The sequence below is a fragment of the Amnibacterium flavum genome (genome assembly GCF_003097495.1).
Lineage (GTDB): Bacteria > Actinomycetota > Actinomycetes > Actinomycetales > Microbacteriaceae > Naasia > Naasia flava.
Genome location: NZ_QEOP01000002.1, coordinates 51,324 through 65,938, shown reverse-complemented (window position 1 = coordinate 65,938; position 14,615 = coordinate 51,324). Strand labels below are relative to the sequence as shown.

The 14,615-nt window shown below is 69.5% G+C and carries 14 protein-coding genes; 5 read left to right on the top strand and 9 right to left on the bottom strand.

The genetic code is table 11. The annotated features are described in order from the left end of the window. The first annotated feature begins 37 nt into the window (after positions 1-37). From DDQ50_RS07890 to DDQ50_RS07875, 4 genes are all read left to right on the top strand, one after another. Complete coding sequence (locus DDQ50_RS07890; RefSeq protein WP_116756229.1) at positions 38-460, top strand: DUF4307 domain-containing protein; 423 nt, start codon at positions 38-40, stop codon at positions 458-460. 155 nt (positions 461-615) lie between these two features. After that, positions 616-1,104 (top strand): transcription elongation factor GreA, encoded by a 489-nt coding sequence (greA, locus tag DDQ50_RS07885; RefSeq protein WP_116756228.1) that lies wholly within the window; start codon positions 616-618, stop codon positions 1,102-1,104. A 68-nt stretch (positions 1,105-1,172) separates the two neighbouring features. Continuing rightward, positions 1,173-3,317, top strand: coding sequence for a TPM domain-containing protein (locus tag DDQ50_RS17600; RefSeq protein ID WP_116756227.1), 2,145 nt, complete (start codon positions 1,173-1,175; stop codon positions 3,315-3,317). Positions 3,318-3,437: 120 nt separating this feature from the next. Continuing rightward, positions 3,438-4,169 (top strand): PspA/IM30 family protein, encoded by a 732-nt coding sequence (locus DDQ50_RS07875; RefSeq protein WP_116756226.1) that lies wholly within the window; start codon positions 3,438-3,440, stop codon positions 4,167-4,169. A gap of 78 nt (positions 4,170-4,247) precedes the next feature. Here the strand turns inward: DDQ50_RS07875 and DDQ50_RS07870 are convergent, their stop codons facing one another. The 8 genes from DDQ50_RS07870 to DDQ50_RS07835 form a co-directional block, all read right to left on the bottom strand. Continuing rightward, entirely contained in the window at positions 4,248-5,147 is a 900-nt protein-coding gene (locus DDQ50_RS07870; RefSeq protein ID WP_116756225.1) for an SDR family oxidoreductase, read from the bottom strand. Between the two features lie 48 nt (positions 5,148-5,195). Beyond that, complete coding sequence (locus tag DDQ50_RS07865; RefSeq protein WP_116756224.1) at positions 5,196-5,570, bottom strand: VOC family protein; 375 nt, start codon at positions 5,568-5,570, stop codon at positions 5,196-5,198. A 153-nt stretch (positions 5,571-5,723) separates the two neighbouring features. Beyond that, positions 5,724-6,989: a threonine ammonia-lyase gene (gene ilvA / locus DDQ50_RS07860; protein WP_116756223.1), complete on the bottom strand. Its 1,266-nt coding sequence runs from the start codon at positions 6,987-6,989 to the stop codon at positions 5,724-5,726. After that, positions 6,982-8,178 carry an AI-2E family transporter gene (locus DDQ50_RS07855; protein WP_116756222.1) on the bottom strand — a complete coding sequence of 399 codons (1,197 nt, stop codon included), beginning with the start codon at positions 8,176-8,178 and terminating at the stop codon, positions 6,982-6,984. The genes ilvA and DDQ50_RS07855 overlap by 8 nt, the downstream gene beginning before the upstream one ends. A 147-nt stretch (positions 8,179-8,325) precedes the next feature. Next, positions 8,326-9,396 carry an ABC transporter ATP-binding protein gene (locus DDQ50_RS07850; protein WP_116756221.1) on the bottom strand — a complete coding sequence of 357 codons (1,071 nt, stop codon included), beginning with the start codon at positions 9,394-9,396 and terminating at the stop codon, positions 8,326-8,328. Continuing rightward, positions 9,393-10,184 (bottom strand): ABC transporter permease, encoded by a 792-nt coding sequence (locus DDQ50_RS07845; RefSeq protein ID WP_116756220.1) that lies wholly within the window; start codon positions 10,182-10,184, stop codon positions 9,393-9,395. The genes DDQ50_RS07850 and DDQ50_RS07845 overlap by 4 nt, the downstream gene beginning before the upstream one ends. Further along, the gene (locus DDQ50_RS07840; protein ID WP_116756219.1) at positions 10,181-11,035 is read right to left on the bottom strand and encodes an ABC transporter permease; all 855 of its coding nucleotides are present in this window, start codon (positions 11,033-11,035) and stop codon (positions 10,181-10,183) included. Before DDQ50_RS07840 ends, DDQ50_RS07845 begins: the two co-directional genes overlap by 4 nt. A gap of 85 nt (positions 11,036-11,120) precedes the next feature. Then, complete coding sequence (locus DDQ50_RS07835) at positions 11,121-12,254, bottom strand: ABC transporter substrate-binding protein (protein ID WP_240614300.1); 1,134 nt, start codon at positions 12,252-12,254, stop codon at positions 11,121-11,123. A gap of 166 nt (positions 12,255-12,420) precedes the next feature. On the opposite strand from DDQ50_RS07835, the gene DDQ50_RS07830 reads away from it, so the two are divergent. Then, the gene (locus tag DDQ50_RS07830; protein WP_116756218.1) at positions 12,421-13,626 is read left to right on the top strand and encodes a winged helix-turn-helix domain-containing protein; all 1,206 of its coding nucleotides are present in this window, start codon (positions 12,421-12,423) and stop codon (positions 13,624-13,626) included. Positions 13,627-13,639: 13 nt separating this feature from the next. On the opposite strand, the gene DDQ50_RS07825 is transcribed toward DDQ50_RS07830, so the two are convergent. After that, positions 13,640-14,524 (bottom strand): M48 family metalloprotease, encoded by an 885-nt coding sequence (locus tag DDQ50_RS07825; protein WP_116756217.1) that lies wholly within the window; start codon positions 14,522-14,524, stop codon positions 13,640-13,642. Positions 14,525-14,615: the final 91 nt, after the last annotated feature.

Here is a 14,615-nt window from a genome sequence, read left to right as displayed (position 1 = left end):
GGATAGAGCCGCGACTGCAGAGGGAGGTGCGAGGGATATGAGCGGGACGACCGTGAGACACCCCGGAGCGCCGTCCGACCTCGACGCCCGCTACGGCCGTACCCGAAGGTCGCGCCTCCGCAACCGGACCATCGCCTGGATCGCCGCGGTGGCGGTGGCCGTCGTGTTCGCCGCCTGGGTCGTCTGGGCCGGGCTCGACGGCACAGGTCCCTCCCTGGAGGTGCGCGATACCGGCTACTACACCGGACAGGACACGGCGACGGCGCGGTTCGAGCTGACCGTCGATCCCGGCACCCCGGTCCGATGCGCGGTCCAGGCTCTCAATGCGGAGTACGAGATCATCGGCTGGAAGGTCGTCGACATCCCCCCGTCCGACGAACGGACGAGGGCGTTCGCCGAGACGGTCCGCACCACCATGCAGCCCGACACCGGGTTGATCTACCGCTGCTGGCTCCCGTAACCTGGGATATTCGCCAGGCGTCCCGCTCGACGGAGCACGCCGTTCATCGCCACGATGACCCTTCCTCGGCGTTCCCCCGCCGAGAGCGTCGTCCGGAAGTCGTACGTCACGGGCAGGCTCCGTTCGCGCCCGTCCAGCTAGCTAAGGAGCAGCCCATGTCTCAGGAGATGCAGAGCACCTGGTTGACCCAGGAGGCCTTCGACCGCCTGACGGCCGAACTCGAGCACCTGTCCGGCGAGGGCCGTCTCGACATCGCGAAGAAAATCGAGACCGCTCGCGAAGAGGGCGACCTCAAGGAGAACGGCGGCTACCACGCCGCCAAGGAGGAGCAGGGCAAGATCGAGGCCCGCATCCGCCAGCTGACCGTCCTGCTCCGCAACGCCGAGGTGGGACAGCCCACCGCGAGCGACGTGGTTGCGCTCGGAACCGTCGTCACCGCGGTCATCGCCGGCGACGAGAGCGTGTTCCTCGTCGGCAACCGCGAGATCGCCGGCGACAGCGACCTCGACGTCTACAGCGAGCAGAGCCCGCTCGGGCAGGCCATCCTCGGCGCGGCCGTCGGCTCGACCACGAGCTACACCGCACCCAACGGCCGCGAGATCACCGTCGAGGTCGTGAAGGTCGCCCCCTACACCGGGAGTTGACGGCGTGATAGGCGTCGCTCCCTGCTGACGCTCATGCGACTCATGGCCACCCTCGATACGGTGGCTGTGTGCAGGTTCCTCAGCGCGCCCATCGAAGGGTTTCCCGACTCGTCGCCGTCGGCGCGGGTGCACTCGCTCTGTTGGCCGGCGCACTCCTCGGCGGCACGGCCTCGCCGGCATGGGCGGAGGCCCCGGTCGACTTCGCGGGCACCGACATCGTCGACACGGTCGGAGCGCTCGGCAGCGACCGGGCCGAAGTGCAGTCGGCGATCGACGAGCTGCAGCAGAGCACCGGGGTGACCCTCCTCGTCGCGTTCATCGACACCCCGACCGACCCCGCCTCGCTCAGCGACTGGGCGGGAGAGGTCGTCGAGCAGAACGGTCTCGGAACCGGCAACGCCCTGATGATCGTCGCCGTCGACGACCGCGAGTACCGCTTCGACGTCGATGGTTCGGTCGATGTCACCGACAGCCAGCTCGACGACATCCAGAGCGAGGACATCGTGCCGGCTCTGGGCCGAGATGACTGGGCCGCTGCTGCCGTCGGTGCCGCCGGCGGGCTCGCCGACGCGCTGGGCTCCCCCATCGAGGGATCGGGCTCCGGGTCGGATTCGTCCGGCTCGGCGGCGGGCGGATTCAACTTCGTGCCGACCCTGCTGATCTTCGGCGGACTCATCGTCGTCATCGTGCTGGTGATCGTCATCGTCCGCGGGCGCAACATCCGCGCTCGCCGTCGCACCAGCGAGGAGCAGCGCAAGGCTCTCGAGCTGCGAGCCGGATCGCTGCTCGTCGAGCTCGACGATGCTCTGAAGACCAGCGAGCAGGAACTGGGCTTCGCCCTGGCCGAGTTCGGGGAGGCTCAGGTCGGCTCCTTCCGCACCACCCTCGACTCGGCGCAGGCCAAGATCCGGGACGCGTTCCGCCTGCGGCAGCAACTGGACGACACGGTGCCCGACTCCCCCGAGCAGCGCGACGAGTGGACGAGACGCATCATCGAGCTGTGCGAGGCGGCCGATGCCGAACTCGACGCCCAGGCCGACGCCTTCGACGAACTCCGTGAACTGAGCCGAACAGCCCCCGCCGCACTCCAGGCGCTCACGCCTCAGAAGGAGGCTCTCGACGCCCGACTCGAGCAGGGTGCGCACACCCTCGAAAGCCTGCGTGCGCGGTACTCGGACGACGCCCTGGCGAGCGTCACGGGAAACCTCGATCAGGCGCGCAAGCTGCTCGGCTTCGCGCGGGAGCAGGGCACGACGGCGCGTGCGGCGATCGATGCCGGGCGCGGAGCCGACGCCGCCGTCGCCGTCCGCGGCGCTCAGCAGGCGGTCGGCCAGGCGGGCACCCTCCTCGACGCCATCGATGCTGCCGGTCCCGCCCTCGACGATGCGGCGGCCCGCATCGGTCAGGCGGCGACGGAACTGCGCTCCGATGTCGAGGAGGCGAGAGCTCTCCCCGCCGAACTGCGCGCCGTGGCGACCGCCGATCTGGCGACGATGACCTCGGAGGCCGAACGCCTGCTCACCGAGGTGGAGCCCGGAGGTCCCCGCAGCAAGGACCCGATCGCCGCGCTGACCACTCTCGCGAGCACCGAACAGCGACTCGACACCGCCCTCGCGCCCGCCCGGGAGCGGGAGGAGCGGGTGCGGCGTGCGAGGGCGACTCTCGAACGCTCGATCGCAGGTGCCCGCAGCCAGATCGACTCCGCCGACGCCTACATCACCACGCGGCGAGGCGGGGTCGGCGACGGGGCGCGATCCCGTCTGTCCGAGGCGCGACGGCACCTCGATCAGGCGCAGGCTCTCGCCGAGCGCGATCCCGAGGCCGCACTGGCCGACGCGAACGCCGCGAGTTCGCTCGCGGTGAGCGCGCTCAACTTCGCGCGAAGCGACGTCGGGGGCTTCTGGGACGACGACAGCAGGGGCGGCGGCGGTTACCGGGGCGGAGGCACCTCCGGCGGCTCGGGCGGCTCCGACCTCACCGGTGCGATCCTCGGCGGCATCATCGGCGGCATGCTCGGCGGCGGACGCTCCTCCGGCGGATTCGGCGGCTTCGGCGGCGGCGGACGCTCCTCCGGCGGATTCGGCGGTGGTTTCGGCGGCGGTGGTTTCGGCGTCGGTGGCGGACGTCGAGGAGGCGGCGGCTCGTTCGGCGGCGGAAGCCGCGGCTTCGGCGGATCGGGCGGCGGCCGACGCGGCGGAGGGGGCAGATTCTGACCTCTCACCCTGCCTCTCTCCCGCGACGCCGTCCACGCTGACGACTCCCCCGCCCCGAGACGACGATCACCTCCCGAACCACCCGCAGAACACCCATCCGACACAGAAGGCGCAGGAATCATGACCAAGCAATCGATCTTCGGCCGCATCGCCCAGCTCGCGCGCGCGAACATCAACTCGCTCATCGATCAGGCCGAGGACCCCCAGCTCATGCTCGACCAGCTGGTCCGCGACTACTCGAACAGCATCGCCGATGCCGAGAACGCCATCGCGCAGACGATCGGCAACCTCCGGCTCATCGAGGAGGACCACCGCGAGGACGTCCAGAACGCGCAGGAGTGGGGCCAGAAGGCGCTCGCCGCGAGCAGGAAGGCCGACGAGCTGCGTGCGGGCGGCAACGCTGCCGACGCCGACAAGTTCGACGCACTCGCCCGCGTGGCCCTGACCCGTCAGCTGCAGTCCGAGAACGAGGCGAAGGGCGCGGAGCCGACGATCGCCGCGCAGACCGAGGTCGTCGACAAGCTGAAGTCAGGGCTCGAGAAGATGCGCGAGAAGCTCAACGAGCTGACGGCAAAGCGCAATGAGCTGGTGGCGCGGCAGAAGACGGCGCAGGCTCAGTCACAGGTGCACGACGCGCTCAAGAGCATCGATCTGATGGACCCGACGAGCGAGGTGAGCCGCTTCGAGGACAAGATCCGTCGCGAGGAGGCCAAGGTCCTGGGCCAGCAGGAGCTTGCAGCATCGAGCCTCGACGCCCAGTTCGAGAGCCTCGAGGACATCGGTGAGACGACCGAGGTCGAGGCGCGCCTCGCTCTGCTCAAGGGCGGCTCCGCGGGCGCCATCACCCAGTAGTCAGTGCGACGAACTGCCCGTTTCGGGCAGTGTTGAGCTCTCAACACTGCCCGAAGCGGGCAGTTCGCGTCTCCGCGGTCAGGGCGTGAGCATGCCGCCGTTCACGTTGAGCGTCTCACCGGCGACGAAGCTCGACTCCGCCGAGGTGAGGAACACGTAGGCGGGCGCCAGCTCGGCGGGCTGGCCGGCCCGTCCGATGGGCGACTCGCTCTTGCCGAACTCGGGGAGGGTCTCGGGATCGACGCCCGCTGTCACCTGCAGCACCGACCAGGTCGGGCCCGGGGCGACGATGTTGACGCGGATGCCCTTCGAGATCAGCTGCTGCGCGAGACCCTTCGAGAAGTTGTTGATCGCCCCCTTCGTGGAGGCGTAGTCGAGTCGATCGGGAGCCGGGACGTAAGCCTCGAGCGACGCGGTGTTGACGATGGTCGAGCCGGGCTTCAGATGCGGCAGCGCCGCCTTGATGATCCAGAACGGCGCGAACACATTCGTCTTGAACGTGGCCTCGAACTGCTCGTCGGAGATGTCCTCGATACTCTGCTGCCAGACCTGCTTGCCTGCCACGTTCACGATGGCGTCGAGACCGCCGAGGCCCTCCACCGCCGCATCCACCAGCGCACGGCAGTGCTCGGCATCGGTGATGTCGCCGGGCACCGCCACCGCGGTGCGACCCGCGGCTTCGATCTGCTCGATCACGTGGTCGGCATCGGACTGCTCCTCGGGCAGGTAGGACAGGGCGACGTCGGCGCCCTCGCGCGCGAACGCGATGGCGACCGCGGCACCGATGCCCGAGTCCGCGCCCGTGATGAGCGCCTTGCGTCCGGTCAGCCGGCCGGTCCCCCGGTAGGAGTCCTCGCCGAGGTCGGGGACCGGCGTCATATCCGACTGGATTCCCGGCTCGGGCTGCTGCTGGACGGGCGGGGAGATGACGGGGTACCGGGTTGTCGGGTCTCCGTAGGCGTACTGATCAGCGGGCACGGTGTTCCATCTCCTCAGTGAGGGAGGTGAGATTCGCGATGGCGCAGATCATTTGGGCTGCTCGATGCCGAGTGCGTTGCCGTCGGGGTCGAGGATCCACGACGCCCAGACCGTGCCGCGATCGGCGATGCCGTCGACGGTGGTGATGTCGTCGGTGTCGTACTCCTCGGGCGTCACGCCCGCCTTCGCGAGTTCGTCGAGTTCGGCTCGGAGATCGGAGACCCGCCAGGCCGCCTTGGTCTGCTCGTCCTTCGAGCCGGTGGTGCTGGCGGTGACGGTCAGGCGCGTCTGCCCGGATGCGTAGGCAATGGCCTCCTCGCTCTCCTCGAGCACCTCGAGACCGAGCTGGCCGGCGTAGAAGGCCTTCGACGCGGTCAGATCCTGGGAGAGGAGAACCACTCCGACGGGAGATTGGTTGAGCATGATGTCGACCTCGCTTCACTCGTGAGCCCGCACCCGGGTGGTGCGTCGGCTCGACGGTGTCAGGCTACGAGGGCGCAGCTGACAGTCCGCGGACGATCAGTCGCCTCGCGGCGATCGCAACGCGAACTCCCAGAACCTTCCGGGCAGGGTCGCCTATTCGGCGACGGCGCGGGGGTCGTAGCCCTCGGCCCGGAGGCGCTCGATGACGTACTGGGCGTGCTCGTGCCCGCGGGTCTCGACGCTGATCTCGATCTCGACCTCGCTGATCTGCAGACCGCGACCGTGTCGGGTGTGCAGGACCTCGACGACGTTCGCGCCGGCATCGGCGATGAGGGTCGAGATGACCGCGAGCTGCCCCGGTCGGTCGGGCAGACCGATGCGGAGGCTGAGGTAGCGGTCGCCGGCGGCGAGACCGCGGCTGATGACGCGCTCCATCATGAGCGGATCGATGTTGCCTCCGGAGAGCACGACGACCGTCTCGCCGAGATCGGCGGGCAGCTTGCCGGCGAGCAGGGCGGCGACGCCGACGGCTCCCGCGGGCTCGACGACGAGTTTCGCCCGCTCGAGCAGCACCACGAGGGCTTGGGCCGTCTCGTCGTCGGTCACGGTGACGACCTCGTCGACGGTGTCGCGGATGATGTCGAAGTTGAGGATGCCCGGCTTGGAGACGGCGATGCCGTCGGCGATGGTGGCGCGGATCTCGACATAGGTCGGCTCGCCCATGCTGAGCGACAGCGGGTAGGCGGCGGCGTTCTCCGCCTGCACCCCGATGATGCGGACCGCACGGCCGATGGTCGCCGCCTGCTGACGGATCGCGCTCGAGAGCCCGGAGATGAGTCCGCCGCCGCCGATCGGCACCACAACGGTGTCGACGGTGGGCAGCTGGTCGAAGATCTCGAGGCCGAGCGTGCCCTGCCCGGTGATCACGTCGACGTGGTCGAACGGCGGGATGAGGATCGCACCGGTCTCGGCCGCGAACTCGGCCGCCGCGCGCAGGGGCTCGTCGACGGTCAGGCCTTGCAGGCGAACCTCGGCACCGTAGTTGCGGGTCGCCTGCAGCTTGGGGAGCGGGACGCCGACCGGCATGAAGATCGTGGCCTTGATGCCGAGCTCGCGCGCGGCGAAGGCGACACCCTGGGCGTGGTTGCCGGCGGATGCGGCGACGACGCCCTTGGCGCGCTCCTCGGGGGTCAGGCGGGACAGTCGGTTGTAGGCGCCGCGGATCTTGTAGGAGCCGGTGCGCTGGAGGTTCTCGCACTTGAGGTAGACGGGTGTGCCCACGACCTCGGCGAGGAAACGCGAGCTCTCGAGCGGAGTGATCTCGGCGACGTTCGCCACGACCTCGCGCGCCGCGACGAAGTCGGCGAGTGCGGGTCCGGCGAAGGAGAGAGCGGTCTGTCCTGCAGCGGTGTCAGTCATGCGAGACAACGTCCTTGAGGGTGGGATGCGGGTTGGTGCGCCATCGCCCGGAGGCGACGTATTTGATCATCACGTTCGCGACCGCGACGGTCGGGACGGCGAACAGCGTTCCGGGGATGCCCGCCAGTATCGCACCGGCGCCGACGGCCAGCACAACCGCGAGCGGATGCACCTTGACGGCGGTGCCCATGATGAGCGGCTGGAGCACGTGACCCTCGAGCTGCTGAACGGCGAGCACGATGATGAGCATGATGACCGCGGGTCCGACCCCGTTGTAGACGAGGGCGATGAAGACCGCGAGGGTGCCCGTCACGACGGCCCCGAGCACGGGAACGAACGAGCCGAGGAAGACGAGGACGGCGATCGGGATCGCGAGCGGGACCTGGAGGATGAACGCGCCGAGCCCGATGCCGACGGCGTCGATGAACGCGACGAGGATCTGCACGCGCACGAAGTTGCCGAGGGTCAGCCAGCCGGCCTGCCCCGCCCCGTCGACGGCCTGCCGGGCGCGTTTCGGGAAGACCCGCACGACCCACGCCCAGATGCCCCGTCCGTCGATGAGGAGGAAGAGGGTGCTGAAGAGGACGAGCAGAACTCCCGTGGCGACGTGCCCGAGAGTCGACCCCACGGACAGGGCGCCGGAGACGAGGACCTGGCTGTCCTGCTGCAGCGCCTGCCCGATGCCCGCCACCCAGTCGTTGATCTGAGCGCTGGTGAGGTGGAGGGGCGAGTCGAGCAGGTACTGCTTCAGCTGGTCGTAGGAGGCGATGGTCTGCTTCCGCAGGTCGTCGAAGCCGCGGATCACCTGCGTGACGACGAGCCACACGAGAGCGCCGACCGCGGCGATCGTGCCGAGCTCGGCGACCGCGATGGCGAGCCACTTCGGCCAGTGGTGCCGCCGGAGGAAGTTGACGAGCGGAACGAGGAGCGCCGCAATGAGCATGGCGATGAGCAGCGGGATGACGATGATCCGCAGCTGGACGATGAGGAAGATGACGAGCGCGAGGACGCCGGCCACGGCGAGGATCCGCCACGACCAGGCTCCTGCGATCCGCACGCCGTTCGGAACGACGTCGCCCGTGGGCTCCGCGTCGGCAGGTCCCGTCGGGACGGGCGCGCCATCGACCGGCACGGCGTCCACCGGCACTGCGGCTGCGGACTCGTCGCGGCCCGGCTCCTGACCTGTCATCGGCTCAGTCTACGAGCGCGGCGCGCCGGTGGAGGCTGCGGAGAACCCCCAGGTCGCGGGCCTCGACGCGCGCCGCGCATGCCTCGACCCGGCCCGCCGAGCTGCGAAGGGACGCGTGACAGAACCCGCCGCTGTCGGCCGGCCCCGTCAGGCCCGGCGGACCGACACCGCGGTGCCGCGCAGCCGGACTCTGACGGTGTCGCCGACCACGGGCGCGGTGGCGATGTCGTGCTGCACGACCAGCTCGGTGCCGTCTGCGATGAGCAGAGTCGTCCGCCGTGACGACCCGAGGAAGCTCGATGCCGCGATCGAGGCGTCGAGTCCCTCCGACCCGAGCAGCAGGTCCTCGGGTCGGATGCTGACGACCACCTCGCCGTCGTGCTCGCTCGGGTCGATCAGCGGGAGCGTATCGCCGAGCACCTCGACGCGACCGCCGCGGACGAGTCCGCGCACCCGGTTGCTGGAGCCCACAAAGTCGGCGACGAACGGGGTCGACGGCCGTGAGTACAGCTCCTCGGGGGCACCCAGCTGCTCGATCCGTCCGGCGTTCATGACCGCGACCCGGTCGGCGACCGCGAGGGCCTCCTCCTGGTCGTGGGTGACGAACAGGGTGGTGATGCCGAGGTCGAGCTGGATGAGTCGGATCTGCTCGCGCAGCTGCGTGCGCACCTTCGCGTCGAGCGCGGACAGCGGCTCGTCGAGGAGCAGGACGCGGGGCCGGGTGACCAGGGCACGGGCGAGGGCCACGCGCTGCTGCTGACCCCCTGAGAGCTGATGCGCGAACCGCTCCCCCTTGTCGCCGAGGCCCACGAGCTCGAGTGCCTCGATTGCGCGACGGTGGCGCTCGGCGGCCGGCACCTTGCGCATGCGGAGCCCGTACTCGACGTTCGCGAGCGAAGTCATGTGCGGGAACAGCGAGTAGGACTGGAAGACCATGCCGATGTCTCGTCTGCTCGTGGGGACCCGGGCGACGTCCTCGCCGTCGATGAGGATCTCGCCGCCGTCGATGCGCTCGAGTCCGGCGAGACTGCGCAGCGCCGTCGTCTTGCCGCAGCCGGAGGGACCGAGGAGGGCGATGAACTCCCCCGGTGCGAGGCGGAGGTCGATGCCGTCGAGCGCGCGATTGGGTCCGTAGGTCTTGACGACCCCGCGGAGTTCGACCGATGCGGATGGGTTCGGCGCCGGAGTCGTCGCCGGTGCGGCGGTGAGAGTGGTCACGATGCCTTTCGAGGGGTGCGGCCAGCGCCGACGCGGCCGATGACGATGAGCAGGAGGAAGGCGAACAGCAGCGCCAGCAGGGTGAAGATCACGGCGCCGTACGGGTCCTGCTTGCTGACCACGAGCAGCGAGGTCTGCAGGTTCACCCGGCTGAGCAGGGAGGCGAAGGTGAACTCGCCGAGCACGACGGCGACCGAGATGAGGGCAGCCGCGAGCAGGCCGCGGCGCAGGTTCGGCAGGATGACGCGGAACAGCGTCGTCGTCCAGCCCGCGCCGAGGGACCGTGACGCCTCGGTGAGGGTGGTCACGTCGACGGCGTCGAGGTTCGCCTGGATCGCCCGGTAGGAGAACGGCAGCACCAGCACGACGTAGGCGAGGGCGAGCGTCCAGATCCCGGACCCGAACGCCCGCGAGAGGCCCTGGTAGATCGGGGCGAGGCCGACGACGAGGACGATCGCGGGGATCGAGATGGGGAGCAGGCAGACGAACTCCATGATGGGCCGCAGCTGGGGGAAGCGCAGCCGCACGAGCACCATGGTCGGCACGAGGAGGGCGAGCATCACCACCACGGTCACGAGCACGAGGATCAGCGAGTTGCCGAGCCCGCGGAAGACCGGCGTGTACCCCCGTGCCTCCTCCGGGTCGAAGAGCGCCAGCCAGCGGTCGAGGGTGAGGCCGCCCTCGAGTCCTCCGCGCAGCGTGAATGCGATCATGCCGACGATCGGGATCGCGAAGAGCGCTCCGACGATGCCGAGGATGATCCATCGGGTGGTGCGGGACGGGGTCATCGCTGCCACCTCGATGCGCGCCGCTGGAGCAGCGCGTAGGCGCCCATGACGATCGCCATGATCACGATCATGCCGAGCGCGAGCGCGCCGGCGAGGTTGGCCCGCCCCAGCAGAACCTCGCTGGAGAGCGCGCCGCGGATCTGAAGCGGGACGATCGGCGAGCCCTGGCTGATCAGCGCGGCGGCGGTGCCGTAAGCCGAGAAGGCGTTGGCGAACAGGAGGAGCAGGCTGCCGAAGAACGAGGGAGCCAGTACGGGGATCCCGATGCGGGTCCAGAACGAGAGCGCGCTTCCGCCGAGCGTCGAGTTGGCCTCCGCCCACTGCGGTTTGAGGCCCTCGAGGGCGGGCAGGAAGGTGATGACCATGAGCGGGATCTGGAAGTAGAGGTACGGCAGGATCAGGCCGGGCAGGTCGTAGAGCCAGATGCCGCCCGAGTAGATGTCGATCCCCGCGTCGGCGAGCAGCAGCGTCACGACGCCCTGCGCCCCGATCACCGCGATGAAGGCGAAGGCGAGCATGACGCCGGCGAACTGAGCGAGCACACCCGATGCGGCGTCGACGAACGAGCGGAGCGCTCCGGCGGGCTTCGTGCCGACCAGGGCGTAGCAGACGAGCGCGCCGATGACGGCGCCGACGACCGAGGTGATCAGCGAGAGCCAGAGGGTGTTGCCGAACGTCTGGAGCACGACCGGGTCGCCCAGGGCGGCGACGTTGTCGAGCGTGACGGCGCCGTCGGCGTCGAAGAAGCCGGTGCCCACGGCGAGGAGCGTGGGGAGGGCGAGGAAGATGACGACGTAGGCCCCGAAGGGCAGCAGGCCGAGGCCTGCGAGCCATCCCCGGCGAGCGGGCATGGCGGTGCGGTTCCCCGGAGCGGGGACCGATGCGGGTGACCCGGAGACGGGGGCGCTCACCGGGAGCGCCCCCGCCACGGTCAGATCACTGGACAGCCGAGGCCCAGTTCTCGCCGAGCAGCGTGGCCGCCGCGTCGGACTGTTCGCCCGAGGGGACAACCGTCTCCTCGGGGGTTTCGGGCAGCGCGTCGTACAGGTCGGCGTCGATCGTCCCGGCCTCGACCATCGCATCGGCACGAACCGGGCGTGCACCGCCGGCGAGCCACAGGTTCTGGCCCTCGTCGCTGTAGAGGAACTCCTGCCAGAGACGGGCGGCTGCGGGGTGCGGAGCCGACTTGTTGATGGCCTGGTTGTAGTAGCCCGCGTAGCCGGTGCCGGGCAGGACGACCACCTCCCAGTTGCGCTGGCCCTCGAGCTCGCTCGTGAGGCCCGCGTTCAGGTAGTCCCAGTCGAAGACGACGGGGGTCTCACCCGAGGTGATCGTCGAGGTGTCGGGGTCGACCTTGAGGAAGTTGCCCGCCTTGTTCAGCTCGGAGAAGAAGTCGATGCCCGGCTGGAAGTCATCGAGGTCGCCGCCGTTCTGCACGGCAGCGAGGCCGACGGCGGCGAACGCGGAACCGGCCTGGGTCGGGTCGCCGTTGATCGCGACCTTGCCCCTGTACTCGGCGCCGAGCAGGTCGTCGAGCGAAGTGGGCTCCGGGACGGCGTCGGGGTCGTAGCCGATCGACATGTATCCGCCGTAGTCGCCGACCCAGAGGCCGCTCTGCTCCTTGAGGGCGTCGGGGATGTCGTCCCAGCCCTCGACCTGGTACGGCGCGAACATGTCGGTGTTGGCGAGCGCGACCGCGGCACCGAGGTCGAAGACATCGGGAGCGGTGTCCTGGCCCTCGAGGTTCGTCGCGGCGTCGATCTCGTCCTGGCTCGATCCGTCGGGGTTCGCCTCGTTGATCGTGATCTCGGGGTACTTGGCCGAGAAGGCGTCGAGGATCTCGCCGTAGTTCGCCCAGTTGCGCGGCAGCGCGATCACGTTGAGTGCGCCCTCCGCCTTGGCGGCCTCCTCGAGCGCGGCCATGTCGCCGAAGTCGGCGAGGCTGGTCGCCGCCGCGGCGTCGGAGCCGCCCTCGGAGCCTGCGGCGGGGGCACTCGAGCATCCGGCGAGCGCGAGCCCGGCGATGCTGAGAAGTGCGAGGGATGCGAGCGCGTGGCGCTTCACTGTCACGGATTCCTCCAGAGTCGTTGTCGGCCGCTGCCCGTGCTGTGGTCGGGCTTCGAGCGTGCTGACGGATCGACGGTAGGGAGGGCCGGGATACGCGGGGCATCCGTGAGGTGAACGACGACTGGACGGAGGGCGGAGAGTGTCCGCGGCGGTCGGTAGGGTCGTCCCGATGACCGAGACGATGAGCGCCGCGACGGCTCGGCGGGTCGCACTCGCCGCCCAGGGGTTCGGCCGTGCGGCCCCTGCAGCAGTCGGCACCCGCCAGCTGAACGCCCTCATCGAGCGGCTCGGGCTGCTCCAGATCGACTCGGTCAACGTGTTCGAGCGCAGCCACTACCTGCCGGTGTTCGCACGTCTCGGTCCCTACGATCGCTCGCTGCTCGACCGGCAGCTGTTCACCCCTCCCGGCAGGTACGTCGAATACCTGGCCCACGTCGCCTGCTTCATCCCCACCGCCAGCTGGCCGCTGTTCCGCTGGCGCATGGACGCCTACCGCGCCAAGCACTCGACCGATCCGTGGGTTCTCGCGAACGGGGCCATGCTCGACTGGCTGAGGTCCGAGCTCGCGGCGAATGGGCCGATCGCGGCCAGCGAGATCGAGCACGACGCCAACAAGCGCCGCGGCCCGTGGTGGGGGTGGAGCGACGTCAAGGAGGGTCTGGAGTACCTGTTCTGGTGGGGCGAGGTGGTCTCCGCGGGCCGCAACCGGTTCGAGCGCCGGTACGGGCTCGCGGAGCAGGTGCTCCCCGCGTCGGTCATCGACGAGGTCGTCGATCAGGCTGACGCATTCCGGGAGCTGCTCTCGCGGGCCGCCCTCGCCCACGGAGTGGGAACCGCTCGCGACTTCGCCGACTACTACCGGTTGAAGGGCGCCGGTGTCGCCGTCGCGCTGCGCGAGCTGGAGGACTCGGGTGAGCTGATCCCCGTCACCGTGCAGGGGTGGGAGAGAGCCGGCAAGCCCCTTCCCGCGTGGCGTCATCGCGACGCCCGCATCCCCCGCCGTATCGAGGCGGAGGCTCTGCTGTCGCCGTTCGATCCGGTCGTCTGGGAACGGGAGCGGACCGAGCGCATGTTCGGCTTCCGCTACCGGATCGAGATCTACACCCCGGAACCGAAACGGCAGTTCGGCTATTACGTGCTGCCGGTCCTCCTCGACGATCGGCTGGTCGGCCGTCTCGATCTGAAGAGCGATCGCCAGAACGGGGTCCTGCGGGTGCAGGCGGCGTGGAGCGAAGGCGAGGCGGGCTTCGCGGGAGTCGACCGCATCGCCGCTCTGCTTCGAGAGGCGGCGGCGTGGCAGGGCCTCGGCGACGTCGTGGTCATGGGCCGCGGAGACCTCGCTCCGGCGTTGGCAGCGGCCGTTGCGAGAACCTGAGCTAGGTCACGACCTAGAACTCGCCGCCGATGCGGGTGAGGCGCTTGATGCGCTCCTCGAGTGGCGGGTGGGTGCTGAACAGGCGGGCGACGAAGCCCGGCTTCATCGGGTCGGCGATCCAGAGGTGGGCCATCGACGAGTTCTGCCGACGCATGGGACGGCCGTACTCCCCCAGCTTCTGCAGGGCGCTCGCCAGCGCCTCGGGGTGCCGCGTCGTGAGGGCACCGGTCGCATCAGCGAGGTACTCGCGCTGTCGTGAGATGGCCAGCTGCACCAGGGAGGCGACGATCGGGGCGATGATGGCGGCGATGAGTCCGAAGACCAGCACCACCGGGTTGTTGTTGTTGCGGTTGTTGCCGCCGAAGAACGCCATCCGCACGAGCACATCGGACAGGATGCCGACGGCCACGACGAGGCCGTAGACGACCAGCGACACCCGGATGTCGTAGTTGCGCACGTGGCCCAGCTCGTGCGCCATCACTCCTTCGAGCTCGGCGTCGTCCATGATGTCGAGCAGCCCCGTGGTCGCCGCGACGACGGCGTGCTTCGGGTCGCGTCCCGTCGCGAAGGCGTTGGGCGCAGGGTCGTTGACGATGTAGACCTTCGGCATCGGCGACCCCGTCGTGATCGACAGGTTCTCGACGATCCGGTACAGCCTTGGGTTGTCGGACTTCTGGATCGGCACCGCGCCCGCCATGGCGATGGCCTCGCTGCCCGCCGCGAAGTACTGGAAGACGGCGAACGCCGCCGCCCCCAGCACGATGAGGATCGCGATCGAGTAGTCGCCCGGCCGCCCGTACGCCCACTGGGCCAGAAGCCCCAGCGCCCCGATCAGCACCACGAAGGCCAACAGGATGAACACCGTGTTGCGCTTGTTCTTGGCTATCGCGGAGTACATGGGGTCTTTCCGTCAGTCGATGTGGAGAGCAGCGGGATCGAGTCGCGGCGTCCCGGCTTCACGATACGACGGAGGTTCTCGCATTTCGATG